Raw genomic sequence first — 18,090 nt, forward strand, 5'->3', positions numbered from 1 at the left:
CTAGTCATTGCCTGAGTTTTCTTCAATCAAGCGACTTAATCTTTCTTCAAATGTTTTCGTTGCGTCAAAGCCCATTGTACGCGCGCGGAAATTCATCGCGGCTACTTCAATGATGATTGCAACGTTTCGTCCTGTTTTGACAGGGATTTTTATTTGTGGAATGCCCACTTCCGCGATTTCAACGGTCGTGTCTTCAGAGCCCAGACGGTCGTATTTCTTATCTTTCGCCCATGCTTCTAGATAAACAGCTAACTGGACTTGCATAGAGCCTCGTACCGCACTCGCACCGAAAAGATTCATTACATCTATGATACCGATCCCTCGAATCTCAATCAGATGTTCCAGGATTTTAGGAGGTTCTCCGATTACCGTCAGTTCATCTTGCTGATAGACATCTACTCGATCGTCTGCGATCAATCGATGTCCGCGCTTAATCAGTTCCAACGCCGTTTCACTTTTCCCTATCCCACTGTCCCCTTGAATTAGTACACCTAATCCGTAGACATCGACTAACACACCGTGGACACTTGTTCGAGGGGCTAAGCGCCCATCTAAATAACTAGATAATTCACCTAGCAGCCGGGACGTTGAGATAGGCGAACGCAGCACAGCTATCCCATTTTCATTGGCTGCTTGGATCATTTCTTCCGGAGCCGGCAATCCTCTTGAAATAATAAATGCGGGCATATCTTCACTACATAATCTTCTCATAATGATCAAACGCTCTTCTGGGATCATCCGTTCCGCAAAACTGATTTCTTTACTGCCAAATAGCTGTAAACGATTATGGGAATAATAATTAAAATAACCGGTCAACTCTAGTCCTGGGCGTGAGATGTCCCCAGTCACGATGACGCGGTCTAAACTTTTCTCGTCGCCTGTGACGATTTCCAAAGATAATTTTTTTACTAATTGGCTAACTTTTACAACTTCTGACATTCATGCTACCTCATTTCTATTAGAGTGTTCTCTATCATTTTATCATTGTCTAGCCAAAAGTACTACCAATTAAAAAAAACGTTTTTATTTAATTACCAATGTAATAGAAAACGCATTCTTTATTCTAAACAAAAAAGCTGCGCCGAGATCTCGGCACAGCTTTTTTTATTTTCTGCTGTTATGTTCACTAACAATTACATTGACAAGTGACATCAAGATAGCTACGAATAACGCTGCACCAAATGAAGAAAAACTAAAATGTTCTGCTCCTACAAAAAAGGAAGTCATTTTAAGAATCGCTGCATTGATAACAAACGTAAACAATCCCAATGTGACTAATGTAAAGGGCAGGGACAGGATCGTCAAAATCGGTTTGACAAACATGTTCAACACAGATAATACGAAGCTGGCAAGAACGGCCGTCCAAATACTGCTCACATGGACCATCGCAGGAAAAAGAACAGCCAACGATATGAATGTTAACGTATTAACCAAAATACGCTGAAAGTACGACATTAAAAGTCACTCCATTCGTCATCATCGATTTTTTCCGCTTCTTTGCGTTTTTTTGTTTGTTCACGATAATTGTTTTTTTCATAATATGCATTGTTATGTCCATAGTTTGTTCGTGCAGAACGCGCAGATGGGATAATCAAAGCTAATAAAATGTATAAAATGATTGGACTTCCAAAAGCAACTAAGCTTAAGAATACATAAAGCACACGGATAACAGTGGGATCAATCCCGATATATTCCCCAATCCCTGCTAAAGTACCTGTCAAAACAACATTTTTATTGGATTTTGTCAACTTTTTTTTCATCATGTCTCACCTCTGTTCTACTATTTTAAATGAAGAAAATCGTTGTGACAACCTTCTTCTTAATCGGTGTTCAAGAGATAGCCTATCGGCAATAAGGCACAATTTTTTAAAATAGGGGAAGCTATTTTAAAAAATCGCTTCTTATTGCTCAAGGCTGAACATCTCTTTCACAACCTCTTTATTTATCTGTATCTTTTAAATAGATACTTCCTGTTGTCGTTGAAAGCTGCACTTGTGCGATCTCATCATCTGAAACACGACGGAATTGCAACATTTGGTTTGTCCGTTCTTTTTTCTCACGAACTACTTCGTAATTGGACAGACGGCTGTTGATGCTTCCAAGACTTGTTTTAGCGTGTCCTTCCAAACCGATGCTATCTGGTAAAGCAACTTTGACATTCCCGTTCACTGAACTTGCTTCTACTTTTTTCAAATTATCTTCTTTAATCGTAAGACGTACATCACCATTTACTAAAGACACAGAAAGGTTTTCTGGTGTGGCACCAAATGTCACTGTACCGTTTACTGTTTCGATAATAGAATCTAAGATGTTCCCGTTTCGAATATCGATATTGCCGTTTACACCTTCTACTTCCAGCATCGTTGCAGTTAATTGGTTCACGATGATGTTCCCATTCGTAGATTTTGTATAAATATCTTTAGCTTCCAATGTCTCAATCATGATGTTGCCATTTAGAAGTTTGATAGCTGCATGGTCGTATACTCGTTTAGGTAAGTAGAAAACAAGGTCTGCACGCACACGCTTATTTGGAATTTGAAAGGAAATATGATCTTCATTGACCTCGATCTGGCTCCGTTCAGAGAATGCTTCAAATGGTTCAGCACCCATTTTTCCGTAAAGTTTGATCTTGGCTTCCACTTTCACATCATCACTGTTCCACGTTTTTAACGTCACGTTTCCGTTTGCTGCCTTGATATCAAGGATACTTGCTGCAGGAGCTTCATAGTAAAATTCATGTTCAAATTTCGTTGTCGCAATTCCAGGGACGCGTAAGCTGACATCTTTCCATTCCATGTTATCATTTACTGTTTCTGAAACAGTTTGGAATGTTTTCTTCAAGAATTTGCCTAACTGTGATCCAGCTTCTGACATTTTTTCGCCTACTTGATTCAGCGTATCTGTCGCTTGATCTTTCCAATCATCTGGCAATTCAAACTTATCCGTAAATGTTTCTTTTTTCTCAGACCATTGGTTCTTGCGGATATCTTTTAATTCTGCTTCCAGCTTCAATTGTTCTTCTAATAGTGTATCGCCGGTTGCTTCTAACTCTTTGATTTCTGCTTCTAACGTTTGACGCTGTGCTAATTCTTCTTCTGTCAACTCGCCTAATTCTTCTTTTGTATTCAGCTGCATCAATGCTTCCTGTTTCTCATTACGTGCTGCCTTATTGTCAGCGAATTGAGCATTTACTTCGTCTAGACGCGCCGAAGTTTTATTCGCTTCAGTTGCTAGTTCATCTAAGATCTTTTCTAAGTTTTCTTGATCTTGTCTTTCTTTTTCTTTTGGATCAACTGGCTCAGAAATTCTTTCTTCACCGTTTTCAAGTTCATCGATCAATTGACTTGCCTGATCTTTTTCTTTATGACTAGCAGTTACCTTGTCTGCTTCTTTTTTGATTTGTTTTTCGTCTTTTTCAGTTGCCATGCTTTCTAATAAATCTAAGCCTTCTTCAGTCGAAAGGATTCCTTTTTTCACTAAGTCTAAAATACGTTCTCTTTCTTTCATGGAAATTGCCTCCTTAAGCAAAATTGTTTGCAAGCTTTTCCTTACATCCATATTATGCACTGATTCAGTAAAAATGTCATAGGACTTAAGTTGTAACTTTTACTCCATCTTGAGATGTTCCTTCTTTTTTGTAAAGAGATATGCTGTAGTCACGCAAGTTAAGGGCAGGACAAGTAGTGCGGCCAATGTGGTAAGGATAGCCATCGTATATTCCAAGACAAATGATTTTTCATTGATTATTTGCTGAAAAGGAATGTCTAAATCAATGAACCAAAGAATCAACGCTAAAGAACTCCCCATAAACGCAAAAAGAAGAGTCATCACTGTTGACGCCAATATTTTTTTAGCAATGGCAAAACTAGCATGGCGCAATTGGTTAAAAGACAAATGCGGATTTGCCTGATATACTTCGAATGTTCCACTAGAAATCGCTACACTCGCATCTAAAACAGCACCGCTAAGACTGATGAGAAGCAACGACCTCGCAAGTAGTCTAAAATCAATTGCTAACGTCTTATCTAAGCCAGATAGTTCTTCTAGTTCTATCGAAGTAAACCCTTGGATCGCTAAAAAATCAGTGATAGGAATCAATAGTAGGAAACAAAACAAAAAGATCAGTATACTGGCAAAAGCGGCTCGCATTTTCAGATTATAACCGTTGATAAAAAATAAGATAACCACAGCGATCAATAGGAATCCTATAATCGACAATACCAATATCGGCCACTTCTGATGATAGCCGAATAATAATAGGAAAAAGATTCCTAAATTAATGAATAATCCTAAAAGAATATACATACCTTGCGTACCACCGACAAATAGCACACTAATTGCAAAAATCCCAACAAGTATAATAAGTACATTCATTTTTTTAACCTCCTTACAGCGAGAAAAAAGAGGACCGCGATGGGGATTGATAATACTATTCCTAAGCTGCCAGCAATGACGCGTAAAAATTCTAATGATAAATGTTGTTCTACCGTTTCTTTGAAAGACCATTGATTTCCTAAATATAACAGAAGCGATGGAATCGCTCCGCTGATATAGACGAATAAAAGGATATTAGCCATCGAACCAATCACATCTCGGCCCACTTGCCTTCCTGAAAGCCATAACTGTTTCGCTGATATTTTCGGTTGTTGCTTGGTCAATTCTTCTAATGTCGCAATGACTGTGATCACGGTATCCAGTGTCCCTCCAGCTGTCCCAATCAGCACGCTGGAAAGAAAAACAGAACGATACGGTCGTGTCAGATAATTCAGTTCTTCATAGCGCAGTCCTTGATCTTTCCAATGATTCATTGTCAAAAGACAAATAAAAAATGCTAAAAAAACACTTGTAACTGCAGCCGAAATTTTGATTATACTGCTTCTATTCCATCCGTCTAACGCCAATATACTAACGATTATCCCTATAACGACAAATAAGATTGCTATATTTAAGAGAGAAATACCTTCTGTTTTGGTAAAGAGGAGCAACAAAAGTAAAAGTAAAACGATGTTGACGATGAGACTTCCCAAAGCAAATACACCCTGTTTTCCACCAATAAGCAACATGGTGCCAATGAAGATACTTGTAAAGAAAAAAAGCCAGCCATCATTTTTTTTGCTACTAGTTGCCATTCATCTCCATGCATTTGGACAAGATAGATTTGTCTTGTTGTTATATTTGCTGTTTCGATTTGATTTTTTTGATAAGGAGCCGATAAAGAAATCACTTCTCCTTTTTGGTCCGTGTTCATCAATCTTCCTGTAATCAATTGCTGATCCTCTTCTATTCTCACTCTTTCGATCTCGATAACAGGTACGTCATATAGAGCAGCTTGACGCTGAATAAACCATGAAGCAAGTATACAAATAAAAAATAGAGTGATGATGATGCTAATCTTTTTTTGCATTCTTTATCCTTTCTATTGGAATAATGAAAAGGGTTTGTGACATGTTTTGTCACAAACCCTTTTCCAGAATAAACGGTGTTCAATCAGCTGACCTTCGGTATTAGCTCAAAAAACGGCAAAATATGAGGAACTATTTTTCCGTTTGTTTCTCTAATACTCAGGACAAAACGCTGATTTCACAACCTCCTTTCCTAAATAAACAGCAGAATCACAACTTCAGTTTAGAAAATCTCATTGTGGTTCGTATTTAACTCAGTGATTTTCCCTGTAGCCAAGTAGACGATCCATTCACAGATGTTTGTCACATAGTCTCCGATTCGTTCTAGATAACTGGCAACATTCAAATAGTCTGTTCCACTGATGACTGTTTCAGGATTTTCTTGCATGTTTTTGATGGTTGCATTATAGATTCGATTGAAATAGTCATTGACTCTTTGATCCATATTGGCGATCGTACGCGCGTCTTTTTCGTCTGTTTTGACATATGCAACTAGGACGTTGTCCACCATTTTTTTCACGTAATCGGACATATCGGAGATCTCTTTTTCGATTTCCGGTATTCTCGTCTGTCCTTTTACGCGGATTGTAGATTTAGCAACGGACACCGCATGATCGGCCATACGTTCTAAATCAGAGCTAGCTTTCATGACCGTGATAATCATACGCAAGTCAGTTGTAACTGGCTGTTGCAATGCAATCATTTCAAAACTTTTTTTCTCCAAACGCGTTTCCATATTATTGATATTTATATCGTTTTCGATAACTTCTTGAGCTAAGATTTTATCGTGTTTGATGTATGCACGAACTGACTTGTGCACAGCGCTGCTCACCATCATCCCCATTTCGTAGAACTGATTATGGAGATTCAGCAATTCTTCTTCAAATTGTGTACGTAGCATTCCGTTTCCTCCTTATCCAAATCGACCTGAAATATAATCTTCTGTCTCTTGTTTTTCTGGATTCATGAATATCTTCTTCGTATTGTTGTATTCGATCAAGTGACCATCTAAAAAGAATGCCGTCTTATCTGAAATACGTGAAGCTTGAGACATATTGTGGGTCACGATGATCATCGTATACCGCTCTCTTAATTCTAACAGCATACTTTCGATTTTCCCAGTAGAAACAGGGTCAAGTGCACTAGTTGGTTCATCCAATAAGATGATTTCGGGATTCACTGCCAAAACACGTGCGATACATACACGCTGCTGCTGCCCACCGGATAAAGACAAGGCACTTTTATGCAGTTTATCCTTCACATCCTCCCAAACAGACGCTGCCTTCAGACTTTCTTCCACTACTTGATCAAGGACTTTTTTATCTTTTTCTCCTTTTAACTTCAATCCATAGATGACATTTTCATAAATAGAAAAAGGAAATGGATTTGGCTGCTGGAACACCATGCCGATTTCTTTTCTTAGTTCAACAACATCTGTTTTCGGACCATAGATGTCTTTGTCTTTATATAAAACACTTCCGGTGATCGTTACATTTGGAATCAGATCGTTCATTCGATTCAACGAACGTAGATAGGTAGATTTCCCGCAACCAGAAGGACCGATCATCGCTGTGATTTCACCTTGATTGAAACTTAGATCGATTCCCTTTAGTGCTTCTTTCTTTCCATAATACAGATGAAGATCTTTGGATGAGATAATTTCTTTTGTCATGTTGAGGCCTCCGTCTTAACCAAAATGACCGGACACATAATCTTCGGTTGCCTGAATTTTTGGTCTGGTAAATATCTTGTTTGTTTTGTCATATTCCATTACTTTTCCTAGATAGAAAAAGGCAGTGTAGTCGCTGATACGAGCTGCTTGTTGCATATTATGCGTCACGATGATGATCGTGTAGTCTTCTTTCAAGTTTACAAGTGTTTCTTCAACCGTTCCTGTCGAAATAGGATCCAAGGCACTTGCCGGCTCGTCTAACAGCAAGATATCGGGTTTCATCGCAATTGCACGAGCGATACACAAACGTTGCTGTTGTCCGCCAGATAAAGCCAAAGCACTTTTATCCAAGCTATCTTTTACTTGATCCCACAAAGCTGCTTGTTTCAAGCTTGTTTCAACGATTTCATCTAATTTCTTCTTGTTTTTTTCACCATGTTGTTTCAAAGCAAAAGTTATATTGTCATAAATCGATTTGCTAAAAGGGTTGGGGCGTTGGAACACCATGCCTATCCGTTTGCGCATTTCATAAACATCCACTTGAGGCGCATTGATATCCACGTCTTTATACATGATCTTTCCAGTGATTTTCGTATTAGCGATCCCATCATTCATACGATTCAAAGAACGAAGATACGTGGATTTTCCGCAGCCAGAGGGGCCAATCAATGCAGTGATCTTATTTTTTTCGAACTCTAGATCCACTCCCTTGATTGCTTCATTGTCGCCATACCAAACATGCAGATCATTCGTATATAATGCTACTTCCTTCTCTTTTGGCATGGTAATGACATTTGTTTCATTCCAATTATATTTTTTCATCTTACTTCTTCTCCTTAGGCTGAAGTCATTTTTCGGTATAATCGTTTGCCAATCGCACGAGCGCCGAAGTTGAACAGTAAAACAGCAATGATCAACACGGCAGAAGCACCAGCCGAAACAGAAACACCATCAGGCATCGTACCTTCTGTGTTGATCTTCCAAATATGGACAGCCAGTGTTTCAGCTTGGCGGAAAATGCTAATCGGACTAGAAACACTTAATGGATTCCAGTTCGTAAAATCTAATGCTGGCGCGCTTTGACCAGCTGTATAAATCAATGCGGCAGCTTCACCAAAAATTCTTCCTGAACTTAGGATCACACCAGTCAAAATTCCTGGTGTTGCTTCTGGAACAACCACTTTTATCACTGTTTCCCAGCGTGACAAACCTAACGCCAATCCAGCTTCTCGTTGTGTGTAATGGACCGCTTGTAAAGATTCCTCGACCGTTCGAGTCAAAAGAGGCAGGTTGAATACGGTCAAAGCCAATGCACCAGAAATGATTGAGAAACCATACTGGAATTGAATAACGAAAACCAAGAAACCGAATAAACCGACAACAACAGAAGGCAAAGAACTCAAGATCTCGATAGACGTACGGATCACGTCTGTCAGCCAGTTTTTTCCGGCATATTCTGAAAGATAGATACCCGCACCTAAAGAAATAGGAAAACTGATGATCATGGTAATCAAAAGCAAATAAATCGAGTTAAACAGTTGAATCCCGATACCACCGCCTTCTTGGTAGGCTTTGGAAGGTTCAGTCAAGAAAGACCATGAAATGTGCGGTATTCCTCGAACTAAGATATAAAGTAATAAAGCTGCTAAGATCAATACGATGATCCCTGAAACCACATATAGAACACCTGTAGCAATTTTATCTGAGCGTTTTGCGTTCATTATTTCAGCTCTCCTTTCTTCCCAATCATACGGATCACGATATTAAAGAATAATGACATCAATAGCAAGATCAGCGCTAATGACCATAACACATTATTTTCAACTGTTCCCATGATTGTATTTCCGATTCCCATTGTCAAGATGGACGTCAATGTAGAAGCAGGAGTAGTAAGTCCTGTTGGCATTAATGCCGCATTACCAATAACCATTTGGATAGCTAAGGCTTCGCCAAACGCACGAGCCATACCAAAAACGACTGCTGTTAAAATCCCGGGCACTGCTGCTCGCAGCACCACTTTGTAGATTGTTTGCCATCTTGTGGCACCTAGCGCTAATGAAGCTTCCCGATAGTGCCGTGGCACTGCCTTTAATGCATCCACAGTCATCGTTGTGACAGTCGGTAAGATCATAACGAATAACACAAATGTACCAGCTAAGATACCGAACCCTGTCCCGCCAAAGATACTTCTAACAAAAGGAACGATAACAGATAGACCGATAAATCCGTAAACGACAGATGGAATACCTACAAGTAGTTCGATGACCGGTTGCAAGATCTTCGTTCCGTTTTTAGGAGAAATCTCCGTCATGAATACTGCTGCTCCGATAGCAAATGGTGTGGCAACGATAGCTGATAAAAAAGTCACAATAAATGAACCTGTGATCATAGGCAATGCCCCTACCATTGGTTTCCCATTTGCTCCGATTTGGCTCGGATTCCAATCTGTACCAAACAGAAAATCAAATACATTGATCTTATCAGTAAAAAAGGTGGCCAAACCTTTACTAGCGACAAAATAAAAAATAGATAATACAACCAACACGATCAGCGCGATACATAAAAAACTAATAAATTTTCCGCGCTGTTCCATTTTTGAACGTTTTGATTTTGTTAATAATACTTTTTTCACATCTTCCACAGATGACTCCCCCTTAATCAGGTTTAACATACTCACTCAGTGTACAAATTGAACATCAATTTGGTTTTAATAACATGTAAAAGTTTAGATAAGTTTGTAAATTTTGTGTAAAGATTACTGTTTAACAATGTTTCCTTGCCAATCACGTTCAACTTTCATATGTGAAACAGGGATATAGCCTAGCTCTCCGACAATATTATCTTGTACTTCATCAGATAAGATATAGTCTAAAAATTCTTTTGTCAGTTTTTTTGGATGGTCTCTTGTGTACATATGCTCATATGCCCAAATCGTCCATTTGTTCGTTGTCACATTTTCATCTGTTGGTTCCACACCGTTAACGTTCAACGTATCCACATCATCGGAAACGTAAGAAAAAGCAACATAGCTGATTGCTCCGGGTGTGTCTGCAACGATTTGGCGCACCATTCCGCTTGAATCTTGTTCCTGTGCCTGAACAGCTGTTTCTCCGTCCAATACCCATTTTTCAAACGTACTACGGGTCCCGCTTCCTGATGCACGGTTCAATATAACTACTGGCTGATCTTTCCCACCGACTTCACTCCAGTTTTTGATCTCGCCCGTAAATAATTTTTTCAGGTTCTCCATACTGATATCTTTTACGCCAATATCCTTGTTCACAATAGGAGTGATTCCAACAACTGCTACTCGATGATCGACTAATGCCGAAGCATCAATCCCTGATTTTTCTTCCGCGAACAAATCAGAATTTCCGATATCGACTGCTCCTGACTGTACTTGAGACAAACCAGTTCCGCTTCCGCCCCCTTGTACATTGATGAATTTTCCAGGATTTTCTGTCTGGTAGGTTTCAGCAACCGTTTCTACTAAAGGCTGTAAGGCAGAAGAGCCAACTGCAGTAATGGATTCTCCTCGATCAATCCACTTTGAACAGCCTGATAAAAGAATAGCTAATCCTATTATTGGTAAGAATAATTTTAGTTTTTTCATTAGAAATCTCCTTTAATCCTAAAGTATGTCTATTCTATCATTTTCATTACTTGATGAAAACGAATCAAAACCATTAAATAACAAAATAAATTCTCATAATTGCAAAAAAAGCTATCTCATTAAAAGTTTCTATGCTATACTGGCTTTGAAATGTGTCTCTTTTAATAGCATATATTAGCTTATTTCTTGCTTTCCCCAAAAAACAAGAGATACCCCAAAGTTAATTTCGCTCATGCGAGACGCTTTCTCCATTTCTGACGTACTCTCAGAAATGGCCCCGAGAAAAAAGGACACGAGATTTCCATCTATTGATGGCTCTCCTGTCCTTTTTGTATTTTAAAGGAGCGGCGAAATCAGTCTTGCTAATCCTTCTTTCATCTTGATCATCATCCCTCGGTTTTCATACACTTCTTTTGTGAGATGCGTCGAAATCTTTGAATCTTCAAAGAATGCTTTTCTTACGCGAGAAGCCATTCGTTCATCATAGATCAGTGTATTGACTTCAAAATCCAATCTAAATGAGCGAACGTCGATATTAGCTGAACCAACGGAAACGATGCCGCCATCGATAATCATCGTCTTTGCATGGATAAATCCATTTTCATATGTTTCGATTCTTGCCCCATACTCGATCAGCTCTGCAGCGAAAGAATACGTTGCCCAGTAAACGAGAAGATGATCTGGTTTGTTAGGTATTTGGATATGGACTTTTACGCCTGAGAGAAGAGCCAACTTCAATGCCTCATGAATCGATCCATCCGGTATGTAATACGGCGTTTGGATCAATATCTCCCGTTTGGCTAACGAAATCATTTTCAAAATGACATATTTGATTTGCTCATGTTCGGTATCTGGTCCGCTTGTCACGATTTGAACAGCCATATCACCTGTAGAATGAATGGTCGGGAAAAATTCCGGTGAATATCCTACTTCTTTTGTATGCTGAGAATTCCAGTCCATCAAAAAACGGTTTTGCAAGGTGTAAACCGCTTCTCCATAGATACGCAGATGATTGTCTCGCCAATAACCAAATTTCTTTACCAATCCTAGATATTCGTTTCCAACATTGAACCCACCTGTATATCCGATTTTCCCATCAATCACTACGATTTTACGATGATTGCGATAATTGATTCGAGGATTGATATACGGAACGAATAGAGGAAAGAAAAATGCGACTTCTCCACCTGCTTTTTTCAAATTCTGAAAAAAACTAGAAGAAACTTGTGTGGAACCCCATGCATCAAGAAGGACTCTGACTTTTACTCCGCGTCTTGCTGCCTCTGTCAATGCCTCTCGAACTTCTTCACCTAATGTATCACTGCGGTAAATATAATATTGGAAATGGATATGGTCTTCTGCCTGTTTGATATCCTCGATCAGCGCATCGAATTTTTCACGACCATCTGTAAATAAAGTGATTTCATTTTTAGTCGTATAAAGCGTACTTTCAAATACAGTAAGCATATAGATCAATTGTTTCACATCTACTTGTCCAGTAGGCGGATGAGGATAAAGTCCTCGCATCAATGCTTGTTTATCTTCTTCGATTTCTAGATTCTTACCGATTTTCCCTTGGATCTTCAAATCAAAGATTTTCTCTTTGGAAATCCCTCTTCCTAAAAAAATATATAAAATAAATCCTACAACTGGAATGAACATCAAAACGAGCAGCCATGCCCATGTTTGCGCAGTTTCCTTTCTTTCTCGAAAAACGATAATAAAGGAAAGCAAAATATTCATAATCAAAAGGATCGTAAAAAAATTGTCAACGATAATCTTCACGGCTTCACCTCTTTTTCTACCAACTTAAGAATACCCAAGTTGTTTTTTAAAGTAAAGAGAAAAAAGCCGCCCCATTTACTCCACCTAGCTGATAAAAAAAGAAAGCTGGAACGAAATCGTCCAACTTTCTGATTATATTTATCTTGTGACACTAGAATTTCAAGAAACGTCTCATAGAGATGATCGAGCCGAGTGAACCAATGATCACACCAATACCGACCATCAAAAGATTGATTTTCCAAACGATATTTTCTGGATGGATCAATGAATAATGAGATCGTAATAATGACGGATTGATCAATTGGTAAAACCATGCGTAACCAAATGTAATGATCAGTATCGGAAGAATGGCACCGATTAAGCCGATCCAACCACCTTCAAGGAAAAATGGCCAGCGGATATATCCATTTTTTGCTCCTACTAAACGCATGATTTGAATTTCACGCTGTCTAGATAAAATCGTGATCCGAATCGTGTTAGAAATGAGAAACATTGCTACAAACAACAGCAATGCCGCCGCAACTAATCCCCATGTTCGAACTGCACCAGCAATTTGGAAAATCCGATCTGAGGAAGGCCCACCGTAATCAGAACGGGAAACATTCTTCAAATCTGCCGCTTTTTCTGATACTTGTTTTGTATAAGAAGGATCGGTAGCACTTACTACGTATACATCATATAACGGGTTATTATCCCCTTCAAACAATTTCCAAGAATCACCCATTTCTTTTTGGATTTTCTTCAATTCCTGTTCTTTGCTTGAAAATTCGACTTTTTTGACATGATCTAAGTCATTTAATTCTTTTTCTAGTTTTTTCATCTCTTCGTCTTTTGTACCAATGTCTACGAACACAGATACATCCACGTTTCCTTCTATATCTTGTGCTAGTTTGGTTGCGTTCATGATGACCGCCATGAACACACCAACTAAAGTCAACGTGATCGTTACCGCACTGACCGAAGCTACTGTCATCCAGCCGTTACGTTTCAAACTCTTGATACTTTCTAATAAATGGCGGAAAAAGGTTCTAATCATCGTATCCATATTCCCCTTCCGCTTGGTCTCGAATAATGCGGCCGTTTTCGATAGCAATTACTCGGTGTCGAATCGTATTTACGATCGTACTGTTATGTGTAGCCATCACGACAGTTGTTCCTTGTGCATTGATCCGATCTAATAGTTTCATGATTTCCCATGAGTTTTCCGGATCTAGATTCCCTGTCGGTTCATCCGCGATAAGTACTTTAGGTGTATTTACGATTGCTCGGGCAATAGAAACACGTTGTTGTTCCCCACCAGATAATTCGCTAGGAAAGACTCGGACTTTGTGTTTCAAACCAACAAGATCCAGCACTTCCATTACTCGTTTTTTGATATCCCGAGGTTTTCTGCCGATAACTTGCATGGCGTACGCAACATTTTCATATACTGTTTTTCTTGGTAATAATTTATAGTCTTGGAATACCACGCCGATTTCTCTGCGTAGATAAGGAACTTCGCGGTTTTTGATGGCTATTAGATCATGACCTGCGACGTTCAAAGTTCCTTTTGAAGCTTTTTCTTCTCGATACATCAATTTGATGAATGTAGATTTACCAGCTCCAGACGGACCAACAACATACACAAACTCTCCTTGTTCGATGACAATCGAGAGATTGCGGATAGCAGTGGTACCGTTTGAGTACTTCTTCATTACATCCTTCATTTCAATCATGGCGTTCTCTCCATATCTTTTTCAGTCTTTAGCTATTATAGCATGGCAATGTTTCAACTTGCTTGCAAAATCTTACAATTTTATTTCAATTTAACAAAGGGCTCTTATTGCAGATGCATTTTCAAATAGCCGTCAATAAATAAATCAAGATCTCCGTCCATAACAGCTTGGACATTTCCTGTCTCTACGTTTGTCCGATGGTCTTTTACCATAGAATATGGATGGAAAACATAAGAACGGACCTGTGATCCCCAGCCGATTTCTTTTTGTTCTCCTCTCAGTGCAGCTGCTTCTTGTTCTTTCTTTTCCACTTCTAATTGGTAAAGCTTAGCTTTCAGCATCCCCATCGCTTGTTCCCGGTTTTTCAATTGTGAACGTTGTGCCTGACTCGCTACTACTGTTCCTGTAGGCAAGTGAGTGATTCGTACAGCGGATTCTGTCTTATTGATGTGCTGACCACCTGCACCACTTGCCCGATATGTGTCGATCTTCAAATCATCTGGATTGATTTCTATATCGATCGTTTCATCAAGCTCTGGCATCACATCTACCGAACAAAAAGAAGTATGACGACGTTTTGCTGAGTCAAAAGGCGAGATACGTACAAGGCGATGAACACCTTTTTCTGATTTCAGATAGCCAAATGCGTTGTGTCCTTTGATCAGTAGGGTCACACTCTTGATTCCTGCTTCATCGCCTGCTTGATAATCTAGTGTCTCTACTTGATACCCATGCTGCTCTGCCCAGCGTGTATACATGCGTAAAAGCATGCTGCCCCAGTCTTGGGACTCCGTTCCGCCAGCCCCTGGATGCAATTCGACGATGGCGTTGTTTCGATCATAAGGACCATCTAACAACATAGATAATTCATACGTCTTCATTTTTTCATCTAGCGCATTGATACGTGTTTCTGCTTCTTCTTGCATTGCTGCATCAGGTTCTTCCTGCAACATCTCCACCATCAATTCGATTTCTTCCAGTTCTTCAGCAAGAGAATGGAATTGATCATAAGTTTCTTTATTTGCATTGTTTTCACTGATCACTTTTTGAGCAGCTTCGCTATCATCCCAAAAACCAGGTTCAGCCATTTTTGCTTCTGCTTCCGCAATGTCTTCTTCCAGCTGGTCTAAGTCAAAGAGACCTCCTGAAGCTTGTGACCTTTTCCTGCATTTCTGTCAGGAGATTTCGAATTTCGGATATTTCCATGTTTTTTTCCTTCTTTCACTATACTTTTTTTATTATATCTAGTCTAACAGAATCGTCAAATAACAGAAAGAAGGTGAGACAAATTCTTTAAAAAAGAATTTGTCTCACCAATCCTGCTGTCAGAAATTAGTTTGCATCTTTTCCGTGACAGTTCTTATATTTTTTCCCGCTTCCACAAGGACAAGGATCATTTCTACCAACCTTGTTCACATGGATTGGTTGTTTTTTCGCGCTAGTATTACTGTTTTCTTTGGCATCTCCATCTTCTGAGTGAGAAGCTGTTCCTTGAGAAACTTGCTCACGTTGTACGTTTTGACGGATCTCAGCTTTCATGAAGATACGAGTGACTTCATATTCAATGGCACCTACCATATCTTCGAACATCTTATAACCTTCTGTTTGGTATTCGACTAATGGATTGTTTTGACCATAGGCACGCAAGCCGATTGACTGACGTAATTGGTCCATTGCATCAATATGATCTGTCCATTTAGAGTCCACGACACGTAAGATCACGACTTTTTCAAATTCAAGCAGTTGCTCTGGTCCGTTCAATTGAGCTGCTTTGGTATTGAATACTTCTTGTGCTCGTTCGTTTAGATATTCTTTGATTTCTTGAGAGGTTTTTCCTTCGATATCTGTAAGGGAAATACTGTCTTCATGGACAAGCGTGCTGCCAGCAAAATCGACGATACTTTCCAAATTCCAATTTTCTTTTTCTAATTGCGTATGCGCATCTACCACACGACTGATTGTCCGTTTGACCATATTCATCAGTGGTTTAGATAAGCTTTTTTCTTCCATGATCACTTCTTGACGCTGTTTATAGATTACTTCACGTTGCTCACGCATCACGTCATCGTATTGCAAGACGTTCTTACGTGTGTCGTAGTTGTTTCCTTCTACGCGTTTTTGTGCAGCTTCTACTTGTTTCGTCAGCATCTTGCTTTGGATCACAGCATCTTCGTCACCGATCTTCATTCGATCTAAGAAAGCTTTGATTCGTTCTGAACCGAATCGTTTCATCAAATCATCTTCTAAAGACAAGTAGAATTGTGACATACCAGGGTCTCCTTGACGTCCTGCACGTCCTCGAAGCTGGTTATCGATACGACGAGATTCATGTCGTTCTGTCCCGATAACTGCTAGGCCACCAAGTTCTCTTACGCCAAGCCCTAGCTTGATATCTGTTCCCCGACCAGCCATGTTGGTAGCAATCGTCACTGCACCTTTTTGACCCGCATTCATGATGATTTCTGCTTCTTTAAAGTGATTTTTCGCATTCAGTACTTCATGAGGAATACGTTCTTGATTCAGCATATCTGATAATAACTCAGATGTTTCAACTGCAACAGTTCCGACTAAGACAGGCTGTCCTTTGCGGTAGCGATCTTTGATATCTTGTACGACAGCATGGAACTTGCTTTGTAATGTTGGGTAAAGCAAATCTGGTCGATCGTCACGGATGACCGGACGGTTTGTCGGAATCTGGTATACTTGAATATTATAAATCTCTCTGAACTCTTCTTCTTCTGTCTTAGCTGTACCAGTCATCCCCGCAAGTTTCTTGTACATACGGAAATAGTTCTGGAAAGTGATCGTCGCCATCGTTTTCGTTTCGTCTTCGATCTCTACGCCTTCTTTAGCTTCGATAGCTTGATGAAGACCATCTGAATAACGGCGTCCATCCATGATCCGACCCGTAAATTGGTCAACAATCAATACTTTTCCATCTTGAACAACATAATCGATGTCTAAAAGCATGATGTAGTTGGCTCTCAATGCTTGATCCAAGTGATGGGTCAATGCAGTATTTTCAATGTCATATAAGTTGTCCAAACCGAATGTTTCTTCAGCTTTTTCGATCCCTGCTTCAGTTAAACTGATTGTTTTTGATTGTATATCGATTTTATAATCTTCTTCTTCTTTCAAACGTTTCACGAAGTTGTCTGCTCTTGTATATAAAGCTGTTGATTTTTCTGCTTGCCCTGAAATGATCAGCGGCGTTCTCGCTTCATCAATCAAGATCGAGTCAACTTCATCGACAATGGCATAATTCAGCGGACGTTGTACCATTTGATGACGGTAAACGACCATGTTGTCTCTCAAATAGTCAAATCCTAATTCATTATTCGTGCTATAAGTGATATCGCAATTATAAGCCTCGCGTTTTTCATCCGAAGATTTTGAGTTGATATTCAACCCAACTGTCAATCCTAAGAAATTATAAAGCTCGCCCATTTCCGTCGAGTCACGGGTTGCTAAATATTCATTGACGGTAACTACGTGGACCCCTTCGCCAGTCAACGCATTCAGATACACCGGCATCGTTGCAGTCAAGGTTTTACCTTCACCAGTACGCATTTCAGGGATATTCCCATCGTGAAGCACGATCCCACCCATTAATTGTACGTGGTATGGATATAACCCCAATACACGTTTTGCTGCTTCCCGAACGACTGCAAAAGCTTCCGGAAGTAATTGATCTAATGTTTCTCCTTTTTGGTATCTGCTCTTGAATTCAGCAGTTTTTGCTTGTAATTGTTCATCAGTTAATGCTGCCATTTGGTCAGCGTATGATTCAACTTTTTTTGCAATGCTATCTAAACGTTTTAGTTCTTTCTTATCATTTTCGATAAGTGAACGAATCAAATTGGCCATGCGTTGTGTAATCTCCTTTTCCTTCTGTGTATTATC

The 18,090-nt window shown here is 39.5% G+C and carries 18 protein-coding genes; all 18 read right to left on the reverse strand.

The annotated features are described in order from the left end of the window. Complete coding sequence (gene hprK / locus HMPREF2961_RS05970) at nucleotides 1-939, reverse strand: HPr(Ser) kinase/phosphatase (RefSeq protein WP_002289568.1); 939 nt, start codon at nucleotides 937-939, stop codon at nucleotides 1-3. 165 nt (nucleotides 940-1,104) lie between these two features. Continuing rightward, nucleotides 1,105-1,455 carry a phage holin family protein gene (locus HMPREF2961_RS05975; protein ID WP_002303620.1) on the reverse strand — a complete coding sequence of 117 codons (351 nt, stop codon included), beginning with the start codon at nucleotides 1,453-1,455 and terminating at the stop codon, nucleotides 1,105-1,107. Further along, on the reverse strand, nucleotides 1,455-1,763 hold the full coding sequence (locus tag HMPREF2961_RS05980) for a PspC domain-containing protein (RefSeq protein ID WP_002292752.1): 309 nt from the start codon (nucleotides 1,761-1,763) through the stop codon (nucleotides 1,455-1,457). Before HMPREF2961_RS05980 ends, HMPREF2961_RS05975 begins: the two co-directional genes overlap by 1 nt. A 175-nt stretch (nucleotides 1,764-1,938) precedes the next feature. Next, a complete protein-coding gene (gene liaX / locus HMPREF2961_RS05985; RefSeq protein ID WP_070704312.1) occupies nucleotides 1,939-3,507 on the reverse strand; it encodes a daptomycin-sensing surface protein LiaX in 1,569 nt (522 codons plus the stop codon). 99 nt (nucleotides 3,508-3,606) lie between these two features. Continuing rightward, nucleotides 3,607-4,374 (reverse strand): YibE/F family protein, encoded by a 768-nt coding sequence (locus HMPREF2961_RS05990; protein WP_002292754.1) that lies wholly within the window; start codon nucleotides 4,372-4,374, stop codon nucleotides 3,607-3,609. Next, a complete protein-coding gene (locus tag HMPREF2961_RS14595; RefSeq protein ID WP_025477950.1) occupies nucleotides 4,371-5,063 on the reverse strand; it encodes a YibE/F family protein in 693 nt (230 codons plus the stop codon). Before HMPREF2961_RS14595 ends, HMPREF2961_RS05990 begins: the two co-directional genes overlap by 4 nt. Then, entirely contained in the window at nucleotides 4,946-5,404 is a 459-nt protein-coding gene (locus tag HMPREF2961_RS15700) for a hypothetical protein (RefSeq protein WP_016853053.1), read from the reverse strand. Before HMPREF2961_RS15700 ends, HMPREF2961_RS14595 begins: the two co-directional genes overlap by 118 nt. 221 nt (nucleotides 5,405-5,625) lie before the next feature. Further along, nucleotides 5,626-6,303 carry a phosphate signaling complex protein PhoU gene (gene phoU, locus HMPREF2961_RS06005; protein ID WP_002289490.1) on the reverse strand — a complete coding sequence of 226 codons (678 nt, stop codon included), beginning with the start codon at nucleotides 6,301-6,303 and terminating at the stop codon, nucleotides 5,626-5,628. Nucleotides 6,304-6,315: 12 nt separating this feature from the next. Continuing rightward, a complete protein-coding gene (gene pstB / locus HMPREF2961_RS06010) occupies nucleotides 6,316-7,074 on the reverse strand; it encodes a phosphate ABC transporter ATP-binding protein PstB (RefSeq protein ID WP_070704315.1) in 759 nt (252 codons plus the stop codon). Nucleotides 7,075-7,089: 15 nt separating this feature from the next. Continuing rightward, nucleotides 7,090-7,896, reverse strand: a complete 807-nt coding sequence (gene pstB, locus HMPREF2961_RS06015; protein ID WP_002292758.1) for a phosphate ABC transporter ATP-binding protein PstB — start codon at nucleotides 7,894-7,896, stop codon at nucleotides 7,090-7,092. A gap of 14 nt (nucleotides 7,897-7,910) precedes the next feature. After that, a complete protein-coding gene (gene pstA, locus HMPREF2961_RS06020) occupies nucleotides 7,911-8,795 on the reverse strand; it encodes a phosphate ABC transporter permease PstA (RefSeq protein WP_002292759.1) in 885 nt (294 codons plus the stop codon). After that, entirely contained in the window at nucleotides 8,795-9,715 is a 921-nt protein-coding gene (pstC, locus tag HMPREF2961_RS06025; protein ID WP_002292761.1) for a phosphate ABC transporter permease subunit PstC, read from the reverse strand. The genes pstA and pstC overlap by 1 nt, the downstream gene beginning before the upstream one ends. A 114-nt stretch (nucleotides 9,716-9,829) precedes the next feature. Continuing rightward, on the reverse strand, nucleotides 9,830-10,687 hold the full coding sequence (locus HMPREF2961_RS06030; RefSeq protein ID WP_002314679.1) for a phosphate ABC transporter substrate-binding protein PstS: 858 nt from the start codon (nucleotides 10,685-10,687) through the stop codon (nucleotides 9,830-9,832). A 336-nt stretch (nucleotides 10,688-11,023) separates the two neighbouring features. After that, on the reverse strand, nucleotides 11,024-12,472 hold the full coding sequence (gene cls, locus HMPREF2961_RS06035; protein ID WP_070704318.1) for a cardiolipin synthase: 1,449 nt from the start codon (nucleotides 12,470-12,472) through the stop codon (nucleotides 11,024-11,026). A 151-nt stretch (nucleotides 12,473-12,623) separates the two neighbouring features. After that, the gene (gene ftsX / locus HMPREF2961_RS06040; protein ID WP_280515002.1) at nucleotides 12,624-13,508 is read right to left on the reverse strand and encodes a permease-like cell division protein FtsX; all 885 of its coding nucleotides are present in this window, start codon (nucleotides 13,506-13,508) and stop codon (nucleotides 12,624-12,626) included. After that, nucleotides 13,501-14,187, reverse strand: a complete 687-nt coding sequence (gene ftsE / locus HMPREF2961_RS06045; RefSeq protein WP_002292768.1) for a cell division ATP-binding protein FtsE — start codon at nucleotides 14,185-14,187, stop codon at nucleotides 13,501-13,503. Before ftsE ends, ftsX begins: the two co-directional genes overlap by 8 nt. Nucleotides 14,188-14,291: 104 nt before the next feature. Beyond that, nucleotides 14,292-15,393, reverse strand: a protein-coding gene (gene prfB / locus HMPREF2961_RS06050) for a peptide chain release factor 2 (RefSeq protein WP_176747395.1) whose coding sequence is annotated in 2 segments (ribosomal slippage) — nucleotides 14,292-15,320 and nucleotides 15,322-15,393 — 1,101 coding nt in all. Because the reading frame shifts where the segments join, the coding sequence is not laid out codon by codon here. Between the two features lie 126 nt (nucleotides 15,394-15,519). Then, complete coding sequence (gene secA, locus HMPREF2961_RS06055) at nucleotides 15,520-18,054, reverse strand: preprotein translocase subunit SecA (RefSeq protein WP_002308589.1); 2,535 nt, start codon at nucleotides 18,052-18,054, stop codon at nucleotides 15,520-15,522. Nucleotides 18,055-18,090: the final 36 nt, after the last annotated feature.

The sequence above is a fragment of the Enterococcus sp. HMSC076E04 genome (genome assembly GCF_001814285.1).
Classification (GTDB): domain Bacteria; phylum Bacillota; class Bacilli; order Lactobacillales; family Enterococcaceae; genus Enterococcus_B; species Enterococcus_B lactis.